The organism is Liquorilactobacillus aquaticus DSM 21051 (assembly GCF_001436755.1).
GTDB lineage: Bacteria > Bacillota > Bacilli > Lactobacillales > Lactobacillaceae > Liquorilactobacillus > Liquorilactobacillus aquaticus.
Genome location: NZ_AYZD01000018.1, coordinates 33,792 through 49,707, shown reverse-complemented (window position 1 = coordinate 49,707; position 15,916 = coordinate 33,792). Strand labels below are relative to the sequence as shown.

The 15,916-nt window shown below is 39.7% G+C and carries 18 protein-coding genes; all 18 read left to right on the top strand.

Features of this window, described 5'->3' with window-relative positions; genetic code table 11:
• Nucleotides 1-7: 7 nt before the first annotated feature.
• The gene (gene mutL / locus FC19_RS06945; RefSeq protein ID WP_057876266.1) at nt 8-2,014 is read left to right on the top strand and encodes a DNA mismatch repair endonuclease MutL; all 2,007 of its coding nucleotides are present in this window, start codon (nt 8-10) and stop codon (nt 2,012-2,014) included.
• A gap of 35 nt (nt 2,015-2,049) precedes the next feature.
• Nucleotides 2,050-2,664: a Holliday junction branch migration protein RuvA gene (ruvA, locus tag FC19_RS06940; protein ID WP_057876265.1), complete on the top strand. Its 615-nt coding sequence runs from the start codon at nt 2,050-2,052 to the stop codon at nt 2,662-2,664.
• Between the two features lie 17 nt (nt 2,665-2,681).
• Nucleotides 2,682-3,698, top strand: coding sequence for a Holliday junction branch migration DNA helicase RuvB (ruvB, locus tag FC19_RS06935; RefSeq protein WP_057876264.1), 1,017 nt, complete (start codon nt 2,682-2,684; stop codon nt 3,696-3,698).
• A 30-nt stretch (nt 3,699-3,728) separates the two neighbouring features.
• Nucleotides 3,729-4,772: a tRNA preQ1(34) S-adenosylmethionine ribosyltransferase-isomerase QueA gene (queA, locus tag FC19_RS06930; protein ID WP_057876263.1), complete on the top strand. Its 1,044-nt coding sequence runs from the start codon at nt 3,729-3,731 to the stop codon at nt 4,770-4,772.
• Nucleotides 4,773-4,800: 28 nt separating this feature from the next.
• On the top strand, nt 4,801-5,946 hold the full coding sequence (gene tgt, locus FC19_RS06925) for a tRNA guanosine(34) transglycosylase Tgt (RefSeq protein WP_057876262.1): 1,146 nt from the start codon (nt 4,801-4,803) through the stop codon (nt 5,944-5,946).
• A gap of 88 nt (nt 5,947-6,034) precedes the next feature.
• A complete protein-coding gene (yajC, locus tag FC19_RS06920; RefSeq protein ID WP_057876261.1) occupies nt 6,035-6,409 on the top strand; it encodes a preprotein translocase subunit YajC in 375 nt (124 codons plus the stop codon).
• 413 nt (nt 6,410-6,822) lie between these two features.
• A complete protein-coding gene (gene fabZ, locus FC19_RS06915) occupies nt 6,823-7,269 on the top strand; it encodes a 3-hydroxyacyl-ACP dehydratase FabZ (RefSeq protein WP_034987865.1) in 447 nt (148 codons plus the stop codon).
• A 72-nt stretch (nt 7,270-7,341) separates the two neighbouring features.
• Nucleotides 7,342-7,782 carry a MarR family winged helix-turn-helix transcriptional regulator gene (locus FC19_RS06910; RefSeq protein ID WP_057876260.1) on the top strand — a complete coding sequence of 147 codons (441 nt, stop codon included), beginning with the start codon at nt 7,342-7,344 and terminating at the stop codon, nt 7,780-7,782.
• A gap of 20 nt (nt 7,783-7,802) precedes the next feature.
• Nucleotides 7,803-8,786, top strand: a complete 984-nt coding sequence (locus FC19_RS06905; protein WP_057876259.1) for a beta-ketoacyl-ACP synthase III — start codon at nt 7,803-7,805, stop codon at nt 8,784-8,786.
• 19 nt (nt 8,787-8,805) lie between these two features.
• On the top strand, nt 8,806-9,048 hold the full coding sequence (locus FC19_RS06900) for an acyl carrier protein (RefSeq protein ID WP_057876258.1): 243 nt from the start codon (nt 8,806-8,808) through the stop codon (nt 9,046-9,048).
• A 21-nt stretch (nt 9,049-9,069) separates the two neighbouring features.
• Complete coding sequence (locus FC19_RS06895) at nt 9,070-10,008, top strand: ACP S-malonyltransferase (RefSeq protein WP_057876257.1); 939 nt, start codon at nt 9,070-9,072, stop codon at nt 10,006-10,008.
• Between the two features lie 4 nt (nt 10,009-10,012).
• Nucleotides 10,013-10,744: a 3-oxoacyl-[acyl-carrier-protein] reductase gene (gene fabG / locus FC19_RS06890; protein WP_057876256.1), complete on the top strand. Its 732-nt coding sequence runs from the start codon at nt 10,013-10,015 to the stop codon at nt 10,742-10,744.
• Nucleotides 10,745-10,757: 13 nt separating this feature from the next.
• The gene (fabF, locus tag FC19_RS06885) at nt 10,758-11,993 is read left to right on the top strand and encodes a beta-ketoacyl-ACP synthase II (protein ID WP_057876255.1); all 1,236 of its coding nucleotides are present in this window, start codon (nt 10,758-10,760) and stop codon (nt 11,991-11,993) included.
• A gap of 2 nt (nt 11,994-11,995) precedes the next feature.
• A complete protein-coding gene (gene accB, locus FC19_RS06880) occupies nt 11,996-12,454 on the top strand; it encodes an acetyl-CoA carboxylase biotin carboxyl carrier protein (RefSeq protein WP_057876254.1) in 459 nt (152 codons plus the stop codon).
• 8 nt (nt 12,455-12,462) lie between these two features.
• Nucleotides 12,463-12,888, top strand: coding sequence for a 3-hydroxyacyl-ACP dehydratase FabZ (fabZ, locus tag FC19_RS06875; protein ID WP_057876253.1), 426 nt, complete (start codon nt 12,463-12,465; stop codon nt 12,886-12,888).
• A 15-nt stretch (nt 12,889-12,903) separates the two neighbouring features.
• Entirely contained in the window at nt 12,904-14,268 is a 1,365-nt protein-coding gene (gene accC / locus FC19_RS06870) for an acetyl-CoA carboxylase biotin carboxylase subunit (protein ID WP_057876252.1), read from the top strand.
• Nucleotides 14,269-14,270: 2 nt separating this feature from the next.
• Complete coding sequence (accD, locus tag FC19_RS06865) at nt 14,271-15,128, top strand: acetyl-CoA carboxylase, carboxyltransferase subunit beta (protein ID WP_057876251.1); 858 nt, start codon at nt 14,271-14,273, stop codon at nt 15,126-15,128.
• On the top strand, nt 15,121-15,909 hold the full coding sequence (accA, locus tag FC19_RS06860; protein ID WP_057876250.1) for a carboxyltransferase subunit alpha: 789 nt from the start codon (nt 15,121-15,123) through the stop codon (nt 15,907-15,909). The genes accD and accA overlap by 8 nt, the downstream gene beginning before the upstream one ends.
• Nucleotides 15,910-15,916 lie beyond the last annotated feature (7 nt).

Genomic DNA, 15,916 nt, shown 5'->3' with positions numbered 1-15,916 from the left:
AATTTTGATGCCGAAAATAAGAGAGCTTTCAGAGGTTCTTGCCGATCAGATTGCAGCTGGAGAAGTTGTTGAAAGACCAGCTTCCGTGGTTAAGGAACTTGTTGAAAATGCAATTGATGCGGCAAGTACACAAATTGATATCGTCATCGAGGAAGCTGGTCTTAAAAAGATTCAAGTTATTGATAACGGTGAGGGAATTGCAGCAGATGATGTTGAATTAGCTTTTAAACGTCATTCAACAAGCAAAATAACAAGTCGAGAAGATCTATTTAAAATAAAAACACTTGGTTTTAGAGGAGAAGCACTGCCAAGTATTGCCTCGGTTGCAGATGTGTATTTGGAAACGAGTACAGCCTCTGCTATTTCAGGAACCTTTTTGCATGTCAAAGGCGGCGAACAGCTTGAAAAGAAAACAAGTGCACGCCCACGAGGAACAGAGATAACAGTTGCTAATCTGTTCTATAATACACCTGCAAGACTAAAATATTTAAAAAGCCTGCAAACCGAACTGGCCGCCATCTCTGATATTGTTAATCGTCTGGCATTAAGTCACAATGATATTTCAATTTCACTCAGTAACAACGGGCACGTTCTGTTGCAAACTGTGGGGAATAGTGATCTACAGCAGACAATCAGTGCGATATATGGGGTCAAAAATGCTCGTCAAATGGTTCCCTTTAATGGAAAAGATTTGGATTTTAAAATTACAGGATATATATCACTGCCTAAATTAACGCGAGCAACTAAAAACTACATCAGCTTGCTTTTGAATGGCAGATACATCAAAAACTTTCAATTGAGTAATGCAATCATCAAAGGGTACGGTTCAAAGTTGATGGTTGGACGATATCCTGTTGCAGTTGTTAATATTACGCTTGATCCACTGCTGGTTGATGTAAATGTTCATCCCACGAAGCAGCAGGTACGGATAAGTAAAGAAGACCAGTTAGCGCAGTTGTTGACCAAATGTATTTATGATCGTATTGCACAAGAAAATTTAATACCTGATGCTCTGAAAAACCTGAATCAGAAAGCACGTCAAGAAGTTAACATGGATCAACTACAAATTGATCTGAATGAATCTTCACGTTCTTATTATCATGAAAAGCTTTCCACTGATGTGTCTACTTCTGAACAAGATACTGATCAGAAAGAAGAGACAGGCCGTGAAGGAGACAAACAAACTGATACTGCTGAAAACATTCAAGATCAAGTTAAGGATACAAAAGAAGAAGTAGAGCCAGGTCTTACCATTATCAAGGATAAAAGTGATATGGCAGATAAATTGGATGTGTGGGATAAAAAGTATCTTCGAGAAACGATGAGATCTGCTTCGTTTCAAGATGAAAAGGATCGCCCCCAAACGTCTGGGCAGGATGAAAAACAGAAAAATAAAAAACCCCGTTTTCCTGCATTAACTTATATTGGACAGATGCATGGCACATACTTGTTTGCTGAAGCAGAGGATGGATTATACATTATTGATCAGCACGCTGCTCAGGAACGCTGCAAGTACGAATACTATCGAAAAAAAATTGGTGAGGTCGAACCAGATCAGCAAGATTTATTGGTGCCAATTGTGCTTGACTATACAACGAGTGATGCACTTATCATAAACGAAAACTTAGCCAAACTTAGCCAATTGGGAATCGAGTTAGAGGATTTTGGACCTAATAGTTACATCGTACGACATCATCCGACTTGGTTTAAGGAAGGGCAAGAAGAGGAAATCATTCGTGAATTAGTGGATTATATTTTGAAAGATGGAAAGATAGATGTTGCAAGTTATCGGGAAAAAACCGCAATCATGATGAGTTGCAAACGATCAATCAAAGCTAATCATCATTTGGATGACAAACAGGCTAAGGCCTTGTTGAAACAGCTTAAGATGTGTGAAAATCCTTTTAATTGTCCTCATGGACGGCCTGTGTTAGTACATTTTACTAATTCTGATATGGAACATATGTTTAAACGAATTCAAGATCCGCACCGGAGTTTGAGAGATCAATATTAATTAATTTCAACAGTTTTTTTAGGAAGGAAAAAGAAATGTACGAATATTTTAGAGGGAAGATCACCGCTGTGACACCATATTATATTGTTGTTGAAGTTGGTATGATCGGTTATCAAGTATACGTTTCCAATCCATTTCGTTATCAAGTTGATGAGCAGAATGAAAAAAAAGTGTATATCTATCAAGCTGTAAGAGAAAATGATATTACCCTTTTTGGTTTCTGGGATTTAAGCGAAAAAACTATTTTCGTCAAACTTCTTAATGTTTCTGGGATTGGGCCCAAGAGTGCACTTGCCATTTTGGCAAATGATGATCATCAAGGATTGGTGACAGCAATTGATAACGAAGATATTGGTTATCTGATTAAGTTTCCAGGAGTTGGGAAGAAAACAGCTAAGCAAATCGTTTTGGATCTTAAAGGAAAAATGGGTGAAAAACTTGTTCAAGATGAGTTGATTGGGCAGCAGGGGTTGGAAATTTCTGATCACGTCGGGTCAAATCAATATCTAGAAGAAAGTATCGCAGCTTTATCTGCCTTAGGGTATACTAAAACAGAAGTCAAACGCATCAGTAAGCAGCTCGCAAAATTTTCTGGAAGTTCTACTGATGAGTATTTGCGCGAAGCGTTAAAATTATTGATCAATAAATGATTTAAGGAGGTGTCTAAATGCCAGAGGATGACCGCATAGTATCAGGCGATCTGACAAGTAATGAGTACGAGGATGATAAAGAAAATTCTTTACGCCCGCAAATGTTTGAACAATATATCGGGCAAAAAGCGATTAAGGATGAACTTCAAGTATATATCAAAGCAGCTTGTCAGAGACAAGAGGCGTTGGATCATGTTTTATTGTATGGACCGCCAGGTTTAGGTAAAACAACGCTCGCTATAATTATTGCGAATGAGATGAATGTTGCAATTAAAACAACTAGCGGTCCGGCAATTGAACGCCCTGGTGATCTCGTGGCGTTATTAAATGAATTAGAAGCAGGTGATGTTTTATTCATTGATGAAATTCATCGATTGCCTAAGGTTGTCGAGGAAGTATTGTATTCAGCAATGGAAGATTTTTACGTGGATATTGTTATTGGACAAGGACCGACTGCGCATCCGGTGCATTTCACGCTTCCACCATTCACTTTGATTGGTGCGACAACCCGAGCAGGTCTGTTATCAGCACCGTTACGCGATCGTTTTGGAATTGTTGCGCATATGAATTATTACACGGAAAACGAGCTTGCATTGATTGTTGAGCGCTCAGCTGACATTTTCAAAACGACAATCAGCCTGAGCGGGGCTCATGAGATAGCCAGAAGGTCACGTGGCACACCGCGGATTGCCAATCGGCTGTTAAAAAGAGTTCGAGATTTTGCTGAGGTTGCACATCAAAGTAAGGTAGATGGAGAAATTGTCCAATACGCGCTCAATTTATTACGTGTAGATGAGCATGGATTGGATGAAACAGATCGGAAAATGTTGAAAATGATGATTGATCTGTACAATGGCGGTCCAGTTGGGGTAAGTACAATTGCAGCTAATATTGGAGAAGAAATCGAAACGGTTACTGAAATGATTGAGCCGTACCTGATGCAGAGTGGGTTTATCAAAAGAACACCACGCGGAAGGGTTGTAACACAGGCAGCCTATGAACATTTGGGGCTGCCGCATTCCAAAAAACAATAGAAATAAATTTTTTGAAGAAGGGTGACAATTTTGTCTGAAGAACATTTGACCACAGAAGATTTTGATTATGATTTACCACAGGAATTGATCGCACAAACTCCGTTGGAAGAACGTGATCATTCACGTATGCTAATTCTGGACAGTAAAACCGGAGCTTATAAAGATGATGTGTTCTACAATGTCATTGATCAGCTAAATGCTGGAGATGCTTTAGTAATGAATGACTCGCGAGTGATGCCAGCTCGTATTTATGGGATCAAGCCTGAAACTGGCGGGCACATTGAAGTCCTCTTATTGAACAATACTCAAGGGGATGAGTGGGAGACGCTGGTCAAACCAGCTAAACGAGCAAAAGTCGGCACCCGAATTGTTTTCGGGGATGGAAAGTTAAGTGCAGTTATTACCAAAGAATTAGAACATGGTGGACGTATGATTAAGTTTGAGTATGAAGGCATCTTTATGGAAATTCTTGATGAGCTGGGTGAAATGCCATTGCCACCTTATATAAAGGAAAAGCTTGATGATCCTGAGATGTATCAGACAGTTTATTCACGTGAAGTAGGATCTGCGGCTGCACCGACAGCTGGTTTGCATTTTACAAAAGAATTGCTGCATAAAATTGAAGCCAAGGGTGTTCATCTGGTCTATTTAACGCTGCATGTCGGATTAGGGACGTTTAGACCAGTTAGTGTTGAAAATATTGAGGATCATAAAATGCACAGTGAGTTTTATCGCCTTTCAGAAGATTCTGCTAAAATTTTGAATGATGTGCGTGCTAATGGTGGAAAAATTATAGCAACTGGGACAACTAGTATTCGGACACTTGAAACGATCGGCACAAAATTTAATGGAGAGATTCGTGCAGATAGTGGTTGGACAGATATTTTCATTAAACCGGGTTATGATTGGAAAGTAGTCCAAGCTTTTATTACTAATTTTCATCTTCCAAAATCTACTTTAGTGATGCTGGTTTCATCATTTACGGGACGTAAAAATATTTTGAACGCATATAAGCATGCCGTTAAGGAAAAATATCGTTTCTTTAGTTTCGGCGATGCGATGTTTATTAAGTAGTATAATTAACAAAGAATGGAGAATTTTAATGACTGAGCCAGCGATCAAATATCATTTGATCAAAAAAGAAAAACATACCGGAGCACGCTTAGGCGAAATTATAACTCCGCATGGCAGATTTCCAACACCGATGTTTATGCCGGTAGGAACACAGGCTTCTGTGAAGTCTTTGGCACCGGAAGAATTGGACGCAATGGGAGCCAATATTATTCTTTCTAATACCTATCATTTATGGTTACGGCCAGGGGAAGATATCGTAAAAGAAGCAGGCGGTCTGCACAAATTCATGAATTGGGATAAGGGAATACTCACTGACTCAGGCGGATTTCAAGTGTTTTCACTTGCTAAAATGCGTGATATTACTGAAGAGGGCGTTCATTTTAAGAGTCATCTAAGCGGGGAGAAGCTCTTTCTCTCACCAGAAAAAGCAATTCAAATTGAAAATGCACTAGGAGCAGACATTATGATGAGCTTTGACGAATGCCCGCCCTTTTTTGAGAGCTATGATTATATCAAGAAATCAGTGGAGAGGACAAGCCGTTGGGCTGAAAGGGGTTTAAGAGCTCATCAGAATGCTGAAACTCAAGGACTATTCGGGATTGTCCAGGGAGGAGGCCATAAAGAATTAAGAGCTCAAAGTGCCCATGACTTGGTTTCGATGGATTTTCCGGGATATTCAATTGGGGGTCTTTCAGTCGGGGAGAGCAAGTCAGAGATGAATCATGTACTTTCGTTTACAACGCCAATGCTACCTGAGAACAAACCGCGTTATTTAATGGGAGTTGGTTCAGCAGATGCGTTGATTGATGGGGTTATTCGCGGCATAGATATGTTTGACTGTGTTTTGCCGACGAGAATAGCCCGCAACGGTAGTTGCATGACTTCACATGGCAGACTTGTTGTGAAAAATGCAGTTTATGCCCGTGACTTCCGGCCAATAGATGACAACTGTAATTGCTATACCTGTCGTAACTTTTCTCGAGCCTATATTCGCCATCTGATTAAAGCGGATGAAACCTTTGGGCTGAGATTGACTAGTTACCATAACCTTTATTTTTTGATTCATCTAATGCAACAGGTTCGGCAAGCGATTATGGATGATAACCTGCTTGAATTCAGAGAGAATTTTTTTGAGGAATACGGATTCAACAATGAAAACAGCCGTAACTTCTAAAAATTTGCTCAAATGCCTAGTCAGTGGCTTAAATCTTTGTTAAAGTTATACTTGTGCAGGTTTTGTTTTATAGATGGGAGTGAAAAAAATGAATGGATCATTACCAACGATTATAATGTTTGTTGCTTTGATTGGTTTGATGTATTTTATGATGATCAGACCTCAGAAAAAGCAGCAGCAAAAACGTCAAGAAATGATGAGCAACCTGAAAAAAGGGGATGCTGTTATCACAATTGGAAGATTGCATGGAGTAATTGACAGTATAAATAATGCTGACCATACCGTGACCCTTGATTGTGACGGAATTTTTCTAACGTTCGAACAATCTGCCATTGCAAGCGTTATACCTGCGAAAACAAATGGTGGAGAAACAGTTGAAAAGAGTGCACAAACAACTGACGTTCAAAGTACGGAAAAAGCAGCTGAAGAAAATGCTTCTGAAGATGAGAAAAAGAAGAGTTGAAAACAATATTAGGGAAAGTGATGCTTAGAGGCTAGGGCTTGCAAGCACACTTTTTTATTTTGTTACGTAGGGAAGAATGGTTAAATTAAATTTTGATTAGTTAAAACAGATCGGCGTGCGAAAAACGGTCCTTTTAATGATGGTATAATAAGTAATGTTATATATAAACCATGATGTAAGGCTAATCTATGGTTTAAAGGGGACTTAAAATACACCCAGTCTTGTTTTGCCAGACTAATAAAAAAATAATTTTTTATTACACACAGACAAAAGTGAAGTTTATAATGTTTAATTTTTAATAAAATTTAATGAATGCTTTTTTTAAATTTGACAATTTAGTCCGAGTGTAATACTATTCAATCATCGAATATTTTGATGTTCGAAATACTTTTTGGAAGAGTGAGGTGACAAATGTGGTGCTTATGGATGCACAAGAAATTATGGATTTGATTCCTAATCGCTTTCCGATAATCTATATTGACTATGTTGATGAACTAAAAGCCGGTGAATCAATTGTTGCTACAAAGAATGTGACAATTAATGAGTCGTTCTTTAGAGGTCATTTTCCAGGTAATCCTGTAATGCCCGGCGTGTTAATTATTGAAACTCTGGCACAAGCAGCTTCGATTTTAATTCTGAAATCGCCTGAATTTGTTGGAAAAACTGCTTATCTTGGAGCGATTCACAAAGCTAAGTTTCGTCGAGTTGTTCGTCCAGGGGATGTGCTTAAGCTACATATTACCTTGACTAAGAAGCGGGAAAATATGGGGATCGTAGAAACGAAGGCAGTTGTTGATGGAAAAACAGCGTGTGCAGCTGAACTGATGTTTATCGTGGCAAACCGGGACGAAAAAATCTAAATTCAGTATTTAGATTTCGTTCTTAAAGATTGTCAGTTAAATTAAGGTTGGATAAGGACGGACATTGAACACATGGAAAATCGGGTAAAAACAATCAATGATTCCCTTGTAAGAATTTATAATGATATTCTTTGGATTGAAGAACATGAATTAAAAAGAAGTCATTTTAAAGACGTCTCTATCAAAGAAATGCATGCGATTAATGCAATAACAATGTACGATAAAAAGACGGCATCGCAGGTAGCAAAAGAATTGCACTTAACACCAGGTACACTGACTTCAACCATTGATCGGTTAAGTAAAAAAAATTATGTAACACGAATACGGTGTAGTGATGACCGTCGTGTTGTGCGCTTAGGATTGACCAAAAAGGGACGTCTTATGTACCGGGCACATGATGCCTTTCACCGTATGATGGTACGTAGCTTTTTAAGAGATCTTGATCCAGAAGAAATAAAAACAATTGAAAAAGCAGTATGTAACCTAGAGGATTTTCTTAGGGAGCATTCATAGATTAAGGAGTAGACAGCATATTGGAAACAATTAAAGTTGTCAAGACTGCTCACTATGTTCCATCTAAAGTTGTGACTAATGATGACCTGAGTAAAATCATGGATACTTCGGACGAATGGATTAGTAGTCGGACAGGTATTAAGCAACGGCATATTAGCATTGAAGAAAATACATCGCAGTTATGTACCAATGTAGCTGAGCAGTTGCTTGAAAAAAGTGGTTGGGATGCTGAGTCGATTGATCTGCTGATAATTGCAACAATGTCACCAGATAGCTACACGCCCGCAACTGCTGCACTGGTTCAAGGAAACATTGGGGCACATAAAGCACTGGCATTTGATATCAGTGCTGCATGTTCTGGTTTTATCTATGGACTAAATGTAGCTGAAAAATTTATGGTGTCCTCCGGATCATCCTGTAAGAGGGTAATGCTGATCGGGGGAGAAGTCTTATCAAAAGTTATTGATTGGACGGACAGAACCACGGCTGTTTTGTTCGGAGATGGGGCTGCAGGAGTTTTGTTAGAACAAAATGAGGAAGATAGCAGTTGCTTCGTTTCCTCAAGTCTGCATACTTATGGTGAGCAAGGCGATAAGTTGGAGGCTGGGAAGACAGATGCATTAAGTTCCTTCCCAACAGCAGGCGACCATAAAATTAAGGCTTTTTCGATGTCTGGAAGAGACGTTTATAAGTTTGCAACTCATAAAGTTCCAGTATCGATTGAAGAAGCAGTTGAAAAAGCCGGTTTGACTTTGGATCAAATTGACTATTTTGTTTTGCACCAAGCAAATTCACGTATAGTTACGCAAATTGCTAAGCGCCTAGATCAATCTTTAGCAAAATTTCCAATGAATATTGCTAAGTATGGAAACACCTCCGCCGCTAGTGTACCGCTTCTCTTAGATGAACTTGTGTCTAATAAAGCAATTAAACGTGGTCAAATAATTGCGATGAGCGGTTTTGGTGGTGGATTAACAGTTGGAACGCAAATTATCAAATACTAATTTAGGAGTGTAATTAATAATGACAGAACAAGAAATTTTTGACAAAGTAAAAGATATCGTGGTTGAACAATTAGATGTAGATGCAGACAAGGTAAAGATGGATTCAGATATTAAAGAAGATCTTGAAGCAGATAGTTTAGATGTTTTTGAAATTATGAATGAACTTGAAGATGAATTAGATATCAAGCTTGAAGCCGATGAAGGTGTAAAAACGATTAAAGATGTTGTTGACTATGTTAAAAAAGAAGTCGACGCAAAATAATTTAATGGAGATCTTGGATTTATGAAAATAGGCTTTTTATTTAGTGGACAAGGTGCTCAGTACAGCAAAATGGGGCTTGATTTATATGAGGCAGACCAAGTTTATCGTAAGGCCATTGATCAAGCATCTACGCTAACAGGAATGGACCTTAATGCTATTTACCGCAACGAGAATAATGAGTTAGCACAGACTGTTTATGTTCAACCGGCTATTGTTGCCATGAGCTTAGGAATAACTCGAATGCTTAAAAGAGATGTTCCCAATCTTGATATTCGTGGAATGGTAGGTTTGAGCTTGGGTGAATATTCAGCTTTAATAGCTGCAAATAGTTTGAGTTTTGAAAAGGGTATGCAGGTTCTAAAGGATCGTGCAATGTATATGCAAAACGATGCCGAGGAAACTGATGGTGCAATGGCAGCTGTTATGAGGACAAACATTGATACTATTGAAAATGTTTGCCAAAAGGCAAGCAATGATACGGAAGTTGTCTGCCCTGCAAACTATAATTCACCTAAACAAGTTGTCATAGGCGGAAATAAAGCAGCCGTTGATCGTGCGATCGAGCTATTTCATGAGCAAGAAATTAAAAATGTTATTCCATTAAAGGTTAGCGGGGCGTTCCATACCCCGCTTTTTAAAAAGGCAAGTACTTTAATGGAGAAACGTCTTGCAAATGTGCAGTTTGAAAAGACGACTGTGCCAGTGGTCAGCAATACGACCGCACAGCTGTTTGAAGCAGAGGAAACGCGCGCGATATTAACACGGCAGCTGGTATCTCCGACACATTTTCATCAATGTGTTGACTATATGATCAATAATTTAGACATTGATACAGTTGTTGAAATAGGCCCTGGTCAAACCTTAAGTAAGTTTACTAAGCAAATTGACAAAACGATAGAACGCTATCATATAGACAATCAGAGTAATTACCAAAAATTTATTGAAGCAAGTCGAGGCTGATAACATGGATCTTAAAGGGAAAACCGCTTTTATTACTGGCAGTTCTCGTGGAATCGGAGCAGCAATTGCGCTTCAATTCGCAAAAGAGGGCTGTAATGTTATATTAAATGGGCGTAAAAATGTTTCAGATAAACTAATAAAAGAAATTGAAGCATTGGGCGTGAAATGCAAAGTTGCGTTGGGCGATGTTTCGCAAATTAATGATGCAAAAAAAATGCAAACGGAAATTTTTGAAGAATTCGATAATCTTGATATTTTAGTTAATAATGCCGGAATTACGGCTGACAAGCTTATGATTGGGATGAAGGAAAAAGATTTTCGCCGCGTTATTGAAACCAATCTGATCGGTACATTTAATGTAACGCAAGGTATCTTAAAGAAAATGTCACGCCAAAGAAGTGGGGTCATTATTAATTTGGCGAGTGTTGTGGGGTTGCACGGTAATCTTGGGCAAGCAAATTATGCTGCCAGTAAAGCCGGAATTATTGGCTTAACAAAGACAATCGCGCGCGAAGGTGCTCTGCGTGGGGTGCGTTGCAATGCAATCGCACCAGGAATGATCAATAGTGATATGACGGCAGAAGTTAGCCAGAAAATCAAGGATCAGATGGTAAAAGATATTCCGCTTCAGCGTTTTGGCGAACCAGTCGAAGTGGCTGAAACCGCAGTTTTCTTGGCCAAAAGTGATTATATTACTGGGCAAGTTATAACGATTGATGGTGGAATGACGATCTAGGAGGGTTTTATCGATGAGTAGAGTGGTAATTACTGGAATGGGTGCCGTTACTCCGGTAGGTAACGATACAGCTACATTTCTGAAAAATATTTTTGCTGGAAAAATTGGATTTGACAAGATCAGCAAGTTTGACGCAAGTGAAACAGGAATTACGGTGGCTGCAGAAGTTAAGGATTTTGATCCTAAACTTCGTGTTGGCAAGAAAGCAGCTAAAAGAATGGATTTATTCTCGCAATATGCTGTTGACAGTGCCATTGCTGCAGTTGAACAAGCGGGTATCAGTAGCGAAAACACTGATGAATACGATATGGGTGTAATTTATGGTTCCGGGATTGGCGGTTTAACCACAATTCAAGAACAAGTAACGAAGATGAACAGCAAGGGACCTCAAAGAGTCTCACCATTATTTGTTCCAACATCAATCGTTAATATGGCTGCTGGTAATATTGCACTACGTTTTAAGGCAAAGAATATATGTACTGCAATCGTTACGGCTTGTTCTTCAGGTACCAATGCAATCGGTGAGGCTTATCGTCAGATAAAAGAAGGTAGAGCTAAAGTAATGCTGACCGGTGGTTCTGAAGCTTCAGTTAATGAAATCGGGATTGCTGGTTTTGCTGCCCTGACAGCACTTTCCAAGGAGAAAGATCCTTACCGGGCATCATTGCCGTTCGATGAAGATCGTTCTGGTTTTGTTATGGGTGAAGGTGGTGCAACGCTTGTTCTTGAAAGTTTGGAGCATGCAAAAGAGCGAGGCGCGAAAATTTTAGGTGAAGTTGTTGGCTATGGCAGCACTTGTGATGCGTTCCATATGACTTCTCCAGATCCAACAGGTGAAGGTGCTGCGCGTGCGATGCAGCAAGCTATTTCTGAGGCAGGAGTAACGCCCAAAGAAGTTGGCTATATCAATGCTCATGGAACAGCGACACATGCTAACGATTCAGGTGAAGCTAAGGCCATTAACCGTGTTTTTGGGGCTGATAGTCCTGTTAAGGTAAGCAGTACCAAGAGTATGACAGGTCATTTGCTAGGTGCTGCAGGTGCGATTGAGGCTGTTATCACTGTTGCAGCACTTGAACAAAGTGAGTTGCCAGCTAATGTTGGATTAAAGAAGCAAGATCCTGAATGCCATGTCAATGTCGTGACAGAAAATGCTGAAAGTGCACCAAATCTTGAATATGCAATCAGCAACTCATTAGGATTTGGTGGACATAATGCAGTATTAGCATTTAGAAAATGGAGTGAATAGGGTTGGACTATAAAGAAATACAAAAATTGATCGCTGATTTCAATGATTCACCTAGTCGTGAATTAGAAATTACGACGGGAGATTTTCATATTCGTTTGAGTAAAAATAAGGTCTCACAGCCAATTGTACAGGCACAAGCATCGGTACCAAGTGCTGAAAACAGGACAAAAAATGAAAACACACCAGTACTGCCTGTCGAAGGGAACAAGGCTGAAAAACCGGGTAAAACAATTGATTCACCAATGGTAGGGAGCGTTTATCTTCAATCCGAACCTACTAAACCACCATTTGTTAAAGCCGGCGATCAAATTCGTAAAGGCGATGTGGTGTGCATCATTGAAGCCATGAAAATGATGACAGAAATCAAGAGTGAAGTTGCAGGCGTTATTTCCAAAGTTTTAGTAAACAATGAAGAATTAGTTGAATTCGGACAACCACTTTTTGAAATTGAGGAGGCGTAAACAACAAGATGGTTTTAGATGTGACTGAAATACAAAAAATCATTCCTCATCGCTATCCTATGCTGTTGATAGACCGTGTTGATGAACTTGTTCCAGGAAAAATGGCAGTAGCGAAAAGAAATGTGACAATTCATGAAGAAGTTTTTAATGGGCATTTTCCAAGTAATCCCGTTCTTCCTGGTGCGTTGATTGTTGAAGCACTAGCACAAACAGGTGCGGTTGCGTTGTTGACTCTGCCTGAATTTAAGGGAAAAACTGCTTATTTTGGCGGTATCAAGGAAGCTAAGTTTCGGCGTGTTGTTCGGCCGGGAGATGCTTTGCGTCTGGAAGTCGAATTAGAAAAAATCAGAAATAATGTTGGCTTGGGAAAAGGTTTCGCAAGTGTTGAAGGTAAGAAAGTATGTACTGCAGAACTAACGTTTATGATTGGTTAAATTAGGGGTGATTTGATGTTTAAAAAGGTTCTAGTAGCTAATCGCGGTGAAATTGCCGTTCGCATCATTCGCTCATTAAAAGAATTAGGAATCAAGTCAGTAGCGATCTATTCTGATGTTGATCGTGAAAGTTTGCATGTTCAATTGGCTGATGAAGCCGTGTGTGTTGGAACTGCTCGTCCGCAAGCATCGTATTTGAATATGAAAAACATTTTAAGTGCGGCTGTCGGAACAGGTGCAGAAGCAATTCACCCTGGTTTCGGCTTCTTGTCGGAAAATAGTCAATTTGTCGAAATGTGTGAGGCGTGCGGTATTACCTTTATCGGACCCAAATCAGAAACAATTGATTTGATGGGTAACAAGGCAAATGCACGTGAGCAGATGCGAGCAAGCGGCGTACCGGTTATTCCTGGTAGTGAGGGTTTTGTTGATAATACTGACGATGCTCGTAAAATTGCCAATAAAGTCGGCTACCCAATATTATTGAAAGCTGCTGCTGGTGGTGGTGGCAAAGGTATTCGAAGGGTTGACAACGAGGAGAAGCTACAGAGCAACTTTGAGGAAGCTCAGCAAGAGGCCATCGTATCTTTTGGTGATTCAAGGATGTATTTGGAAAAAATCATGGAGGATGTTAAGCATATTGAAGTTCAAATCTTCCGTGATAAGCAAGGTAATGCGGTTTATTTTCCTGAACGTGATTGTTCTGTTCAGCGAAACAAGCAAAAAGTGATTGAAGAAAGTCCTTGTGAACTGATCACAGAGGAGCAACGCAATTTCTTGGGTAAAATTGCAGTTAAAGCTGCTAATGCGATCGACTATGTTAATACAGGAACGATCGAATTTTTAATGGACAAGGAACATAATTTCTATTTTATGGAAATGAATACTCGTATTCAGGTGGAACATACAGTTACTGAAATGGTCACGAGTATTGACTTGGTTAAGGCTCAGGTCAGTGTTGCTGCCGGCGAAGAGTTACCATTTAAACAGGCGGATATTCATTGCCAGGGTCATGCAATTGAATGTCGAATTAACGCTGAAGATCCAGCCAAAAATTTTGCTCCTTCGGTCGGGAAAGTTAAATATTTATACTTCCCTGTTGGAAATCTGGGAATGCGAATTGATTCAGCGTTGTACGCTGGAGTTAAAATTTCACCTTTTTATGACTCGATGGTAGCTAAAGTTATTGCTTTAGGCAATGATCGTAATGAGGCAATTCAAAAAATAAAACGTCTTTTAAACGAAATGTTGATTGATGGTATTACAACGAATCAAGCGTTCCACTTGGCGCTCCTCGATGACGATACTTTTAAGAATGGACGAGTAACGACTGACTATCTTGAGAAATCCTTCCTACCAAGATGGAAGAAGGAGGATTAGGTGTGCAATTATTTAATGAATTAAAAACATTGGGACACAAACATATCAAGGCTGATAAAAAGGCTGGTGAGAAAGTACCGTCTGGGATGTGGATTGCATGTCCTAAATGTCATCAATCCTTTTATCATAAGGATCTAGGTATTTATCAAGTTTGTCCTAATTGTGAATATGGTTTTAGAATTACTGCGCGTGAACGTTTAAAGTGGCTGGTGGATTCTTTCTCAGAAATGGACGATTCTTTAAAAACGACTGATCCGCTGAAATTTCCAAATTATCAAAAAAAGCTCTCCAAGGCACGTATACAAACAGGATTAAATGATTCTGTTTTAACGGGCATGGCTAAGATAGAGGATCAGCGGTTAGCATTAGGAATTATGGATCCTGCTTTTATTATGGGATCAATGGGAACAATTACAGGCGAAAAAATAACGCGTCTTTTTGAACGTGCAACAAGGCAGCGAGTTCCTGTGGTGCTGTTTACTTCATCCGGCGGTGCAAGGATGCAAGAGGGAATTTTTTCATTGATGCAGATGGCAAAAATATCACAGGCTGTTAAACGCCATTCAGAGGCAGGTTTGCTGTATATTACAGTTCTAACGGATCCGACGACTGGCGGTGTGACTGCTAGTTTTGCAATGCAGGGGGATATCATTTTATCTGAGCCGCGTGTTTTAGTTGGCTTCGCTGGAAAACGAGTAATTGAACAAACAACGCACCAGAAAGTTCCTAGTGATTTGCAGGATGCTGAACGTGTACTTGAACACGGCTTTATAGATGCCATTGTTGCAAGAAAAGATATTAAGAATAAAATTGCATGGTTGCTTGAATTGCACAGCAAAGGGAGTGATGTAAATGGTTAGTTTGCTTGATAAGAAAAAAACCGCTGCCCAAATTGTTGCCAATGCTCGTAGCGAAGAAAAAATGTCTGCTTATGAGTTGATCGATGGAATTTTCAGCGAGTTTATGGAATTGCATGGTGATCGTTTATCAGATGATGATGCTGCAATTGTTGGTGGTGTTGCTAAATTCAATGATACTCCCGTTACTGTTATTGCAACGAATAAGGGGAAATCAGCCGAAGAACGTCTTAGGACACACTTTGGCTGCCCAGAACCTTCGGGCTATCGCAAGTCATTGCGATTGATCAAGCAAGCTGAAAAATTCCGACGTCCTGTTATTGCATTCGTGAATACAGCTGGTGCATATCCTGGTAAGTCAGCTGAGGAAAATGGGCAGGGAGAAGCAATTGCGCATAATCTGCTTGAAATTAGCAGTGTCAAAACGCCTGTTATTTCAATGATTTACGGTGAAGGGGGTAGCGGTGGAGCTCTCGCATTAGCATGTGGGGATCGCGTCTGGATGTTTGAGAATAGTATGTACTCAGTTCTATCACCAGAAGGCTTTGCAGCTATTTTGTGGAAAGACAGCAGCCGGGCTGATGAGGCTGCAGATGTGATGCAGCTGACGCCAGAAAAACTACTTGAGCAACATGTAATCGATGGAATAGTTCCTGAATCAAGATCACATAAACGTGTATTTAAAGCTGTTAAGAAAATATTGCAAAAAGAATTGACTGATTTGGAGAAGTTGACGTCATCTGAATTAATAGAAAAACGTCATCAAAGGTTTCGCCAGTTCTAGGGGTTAA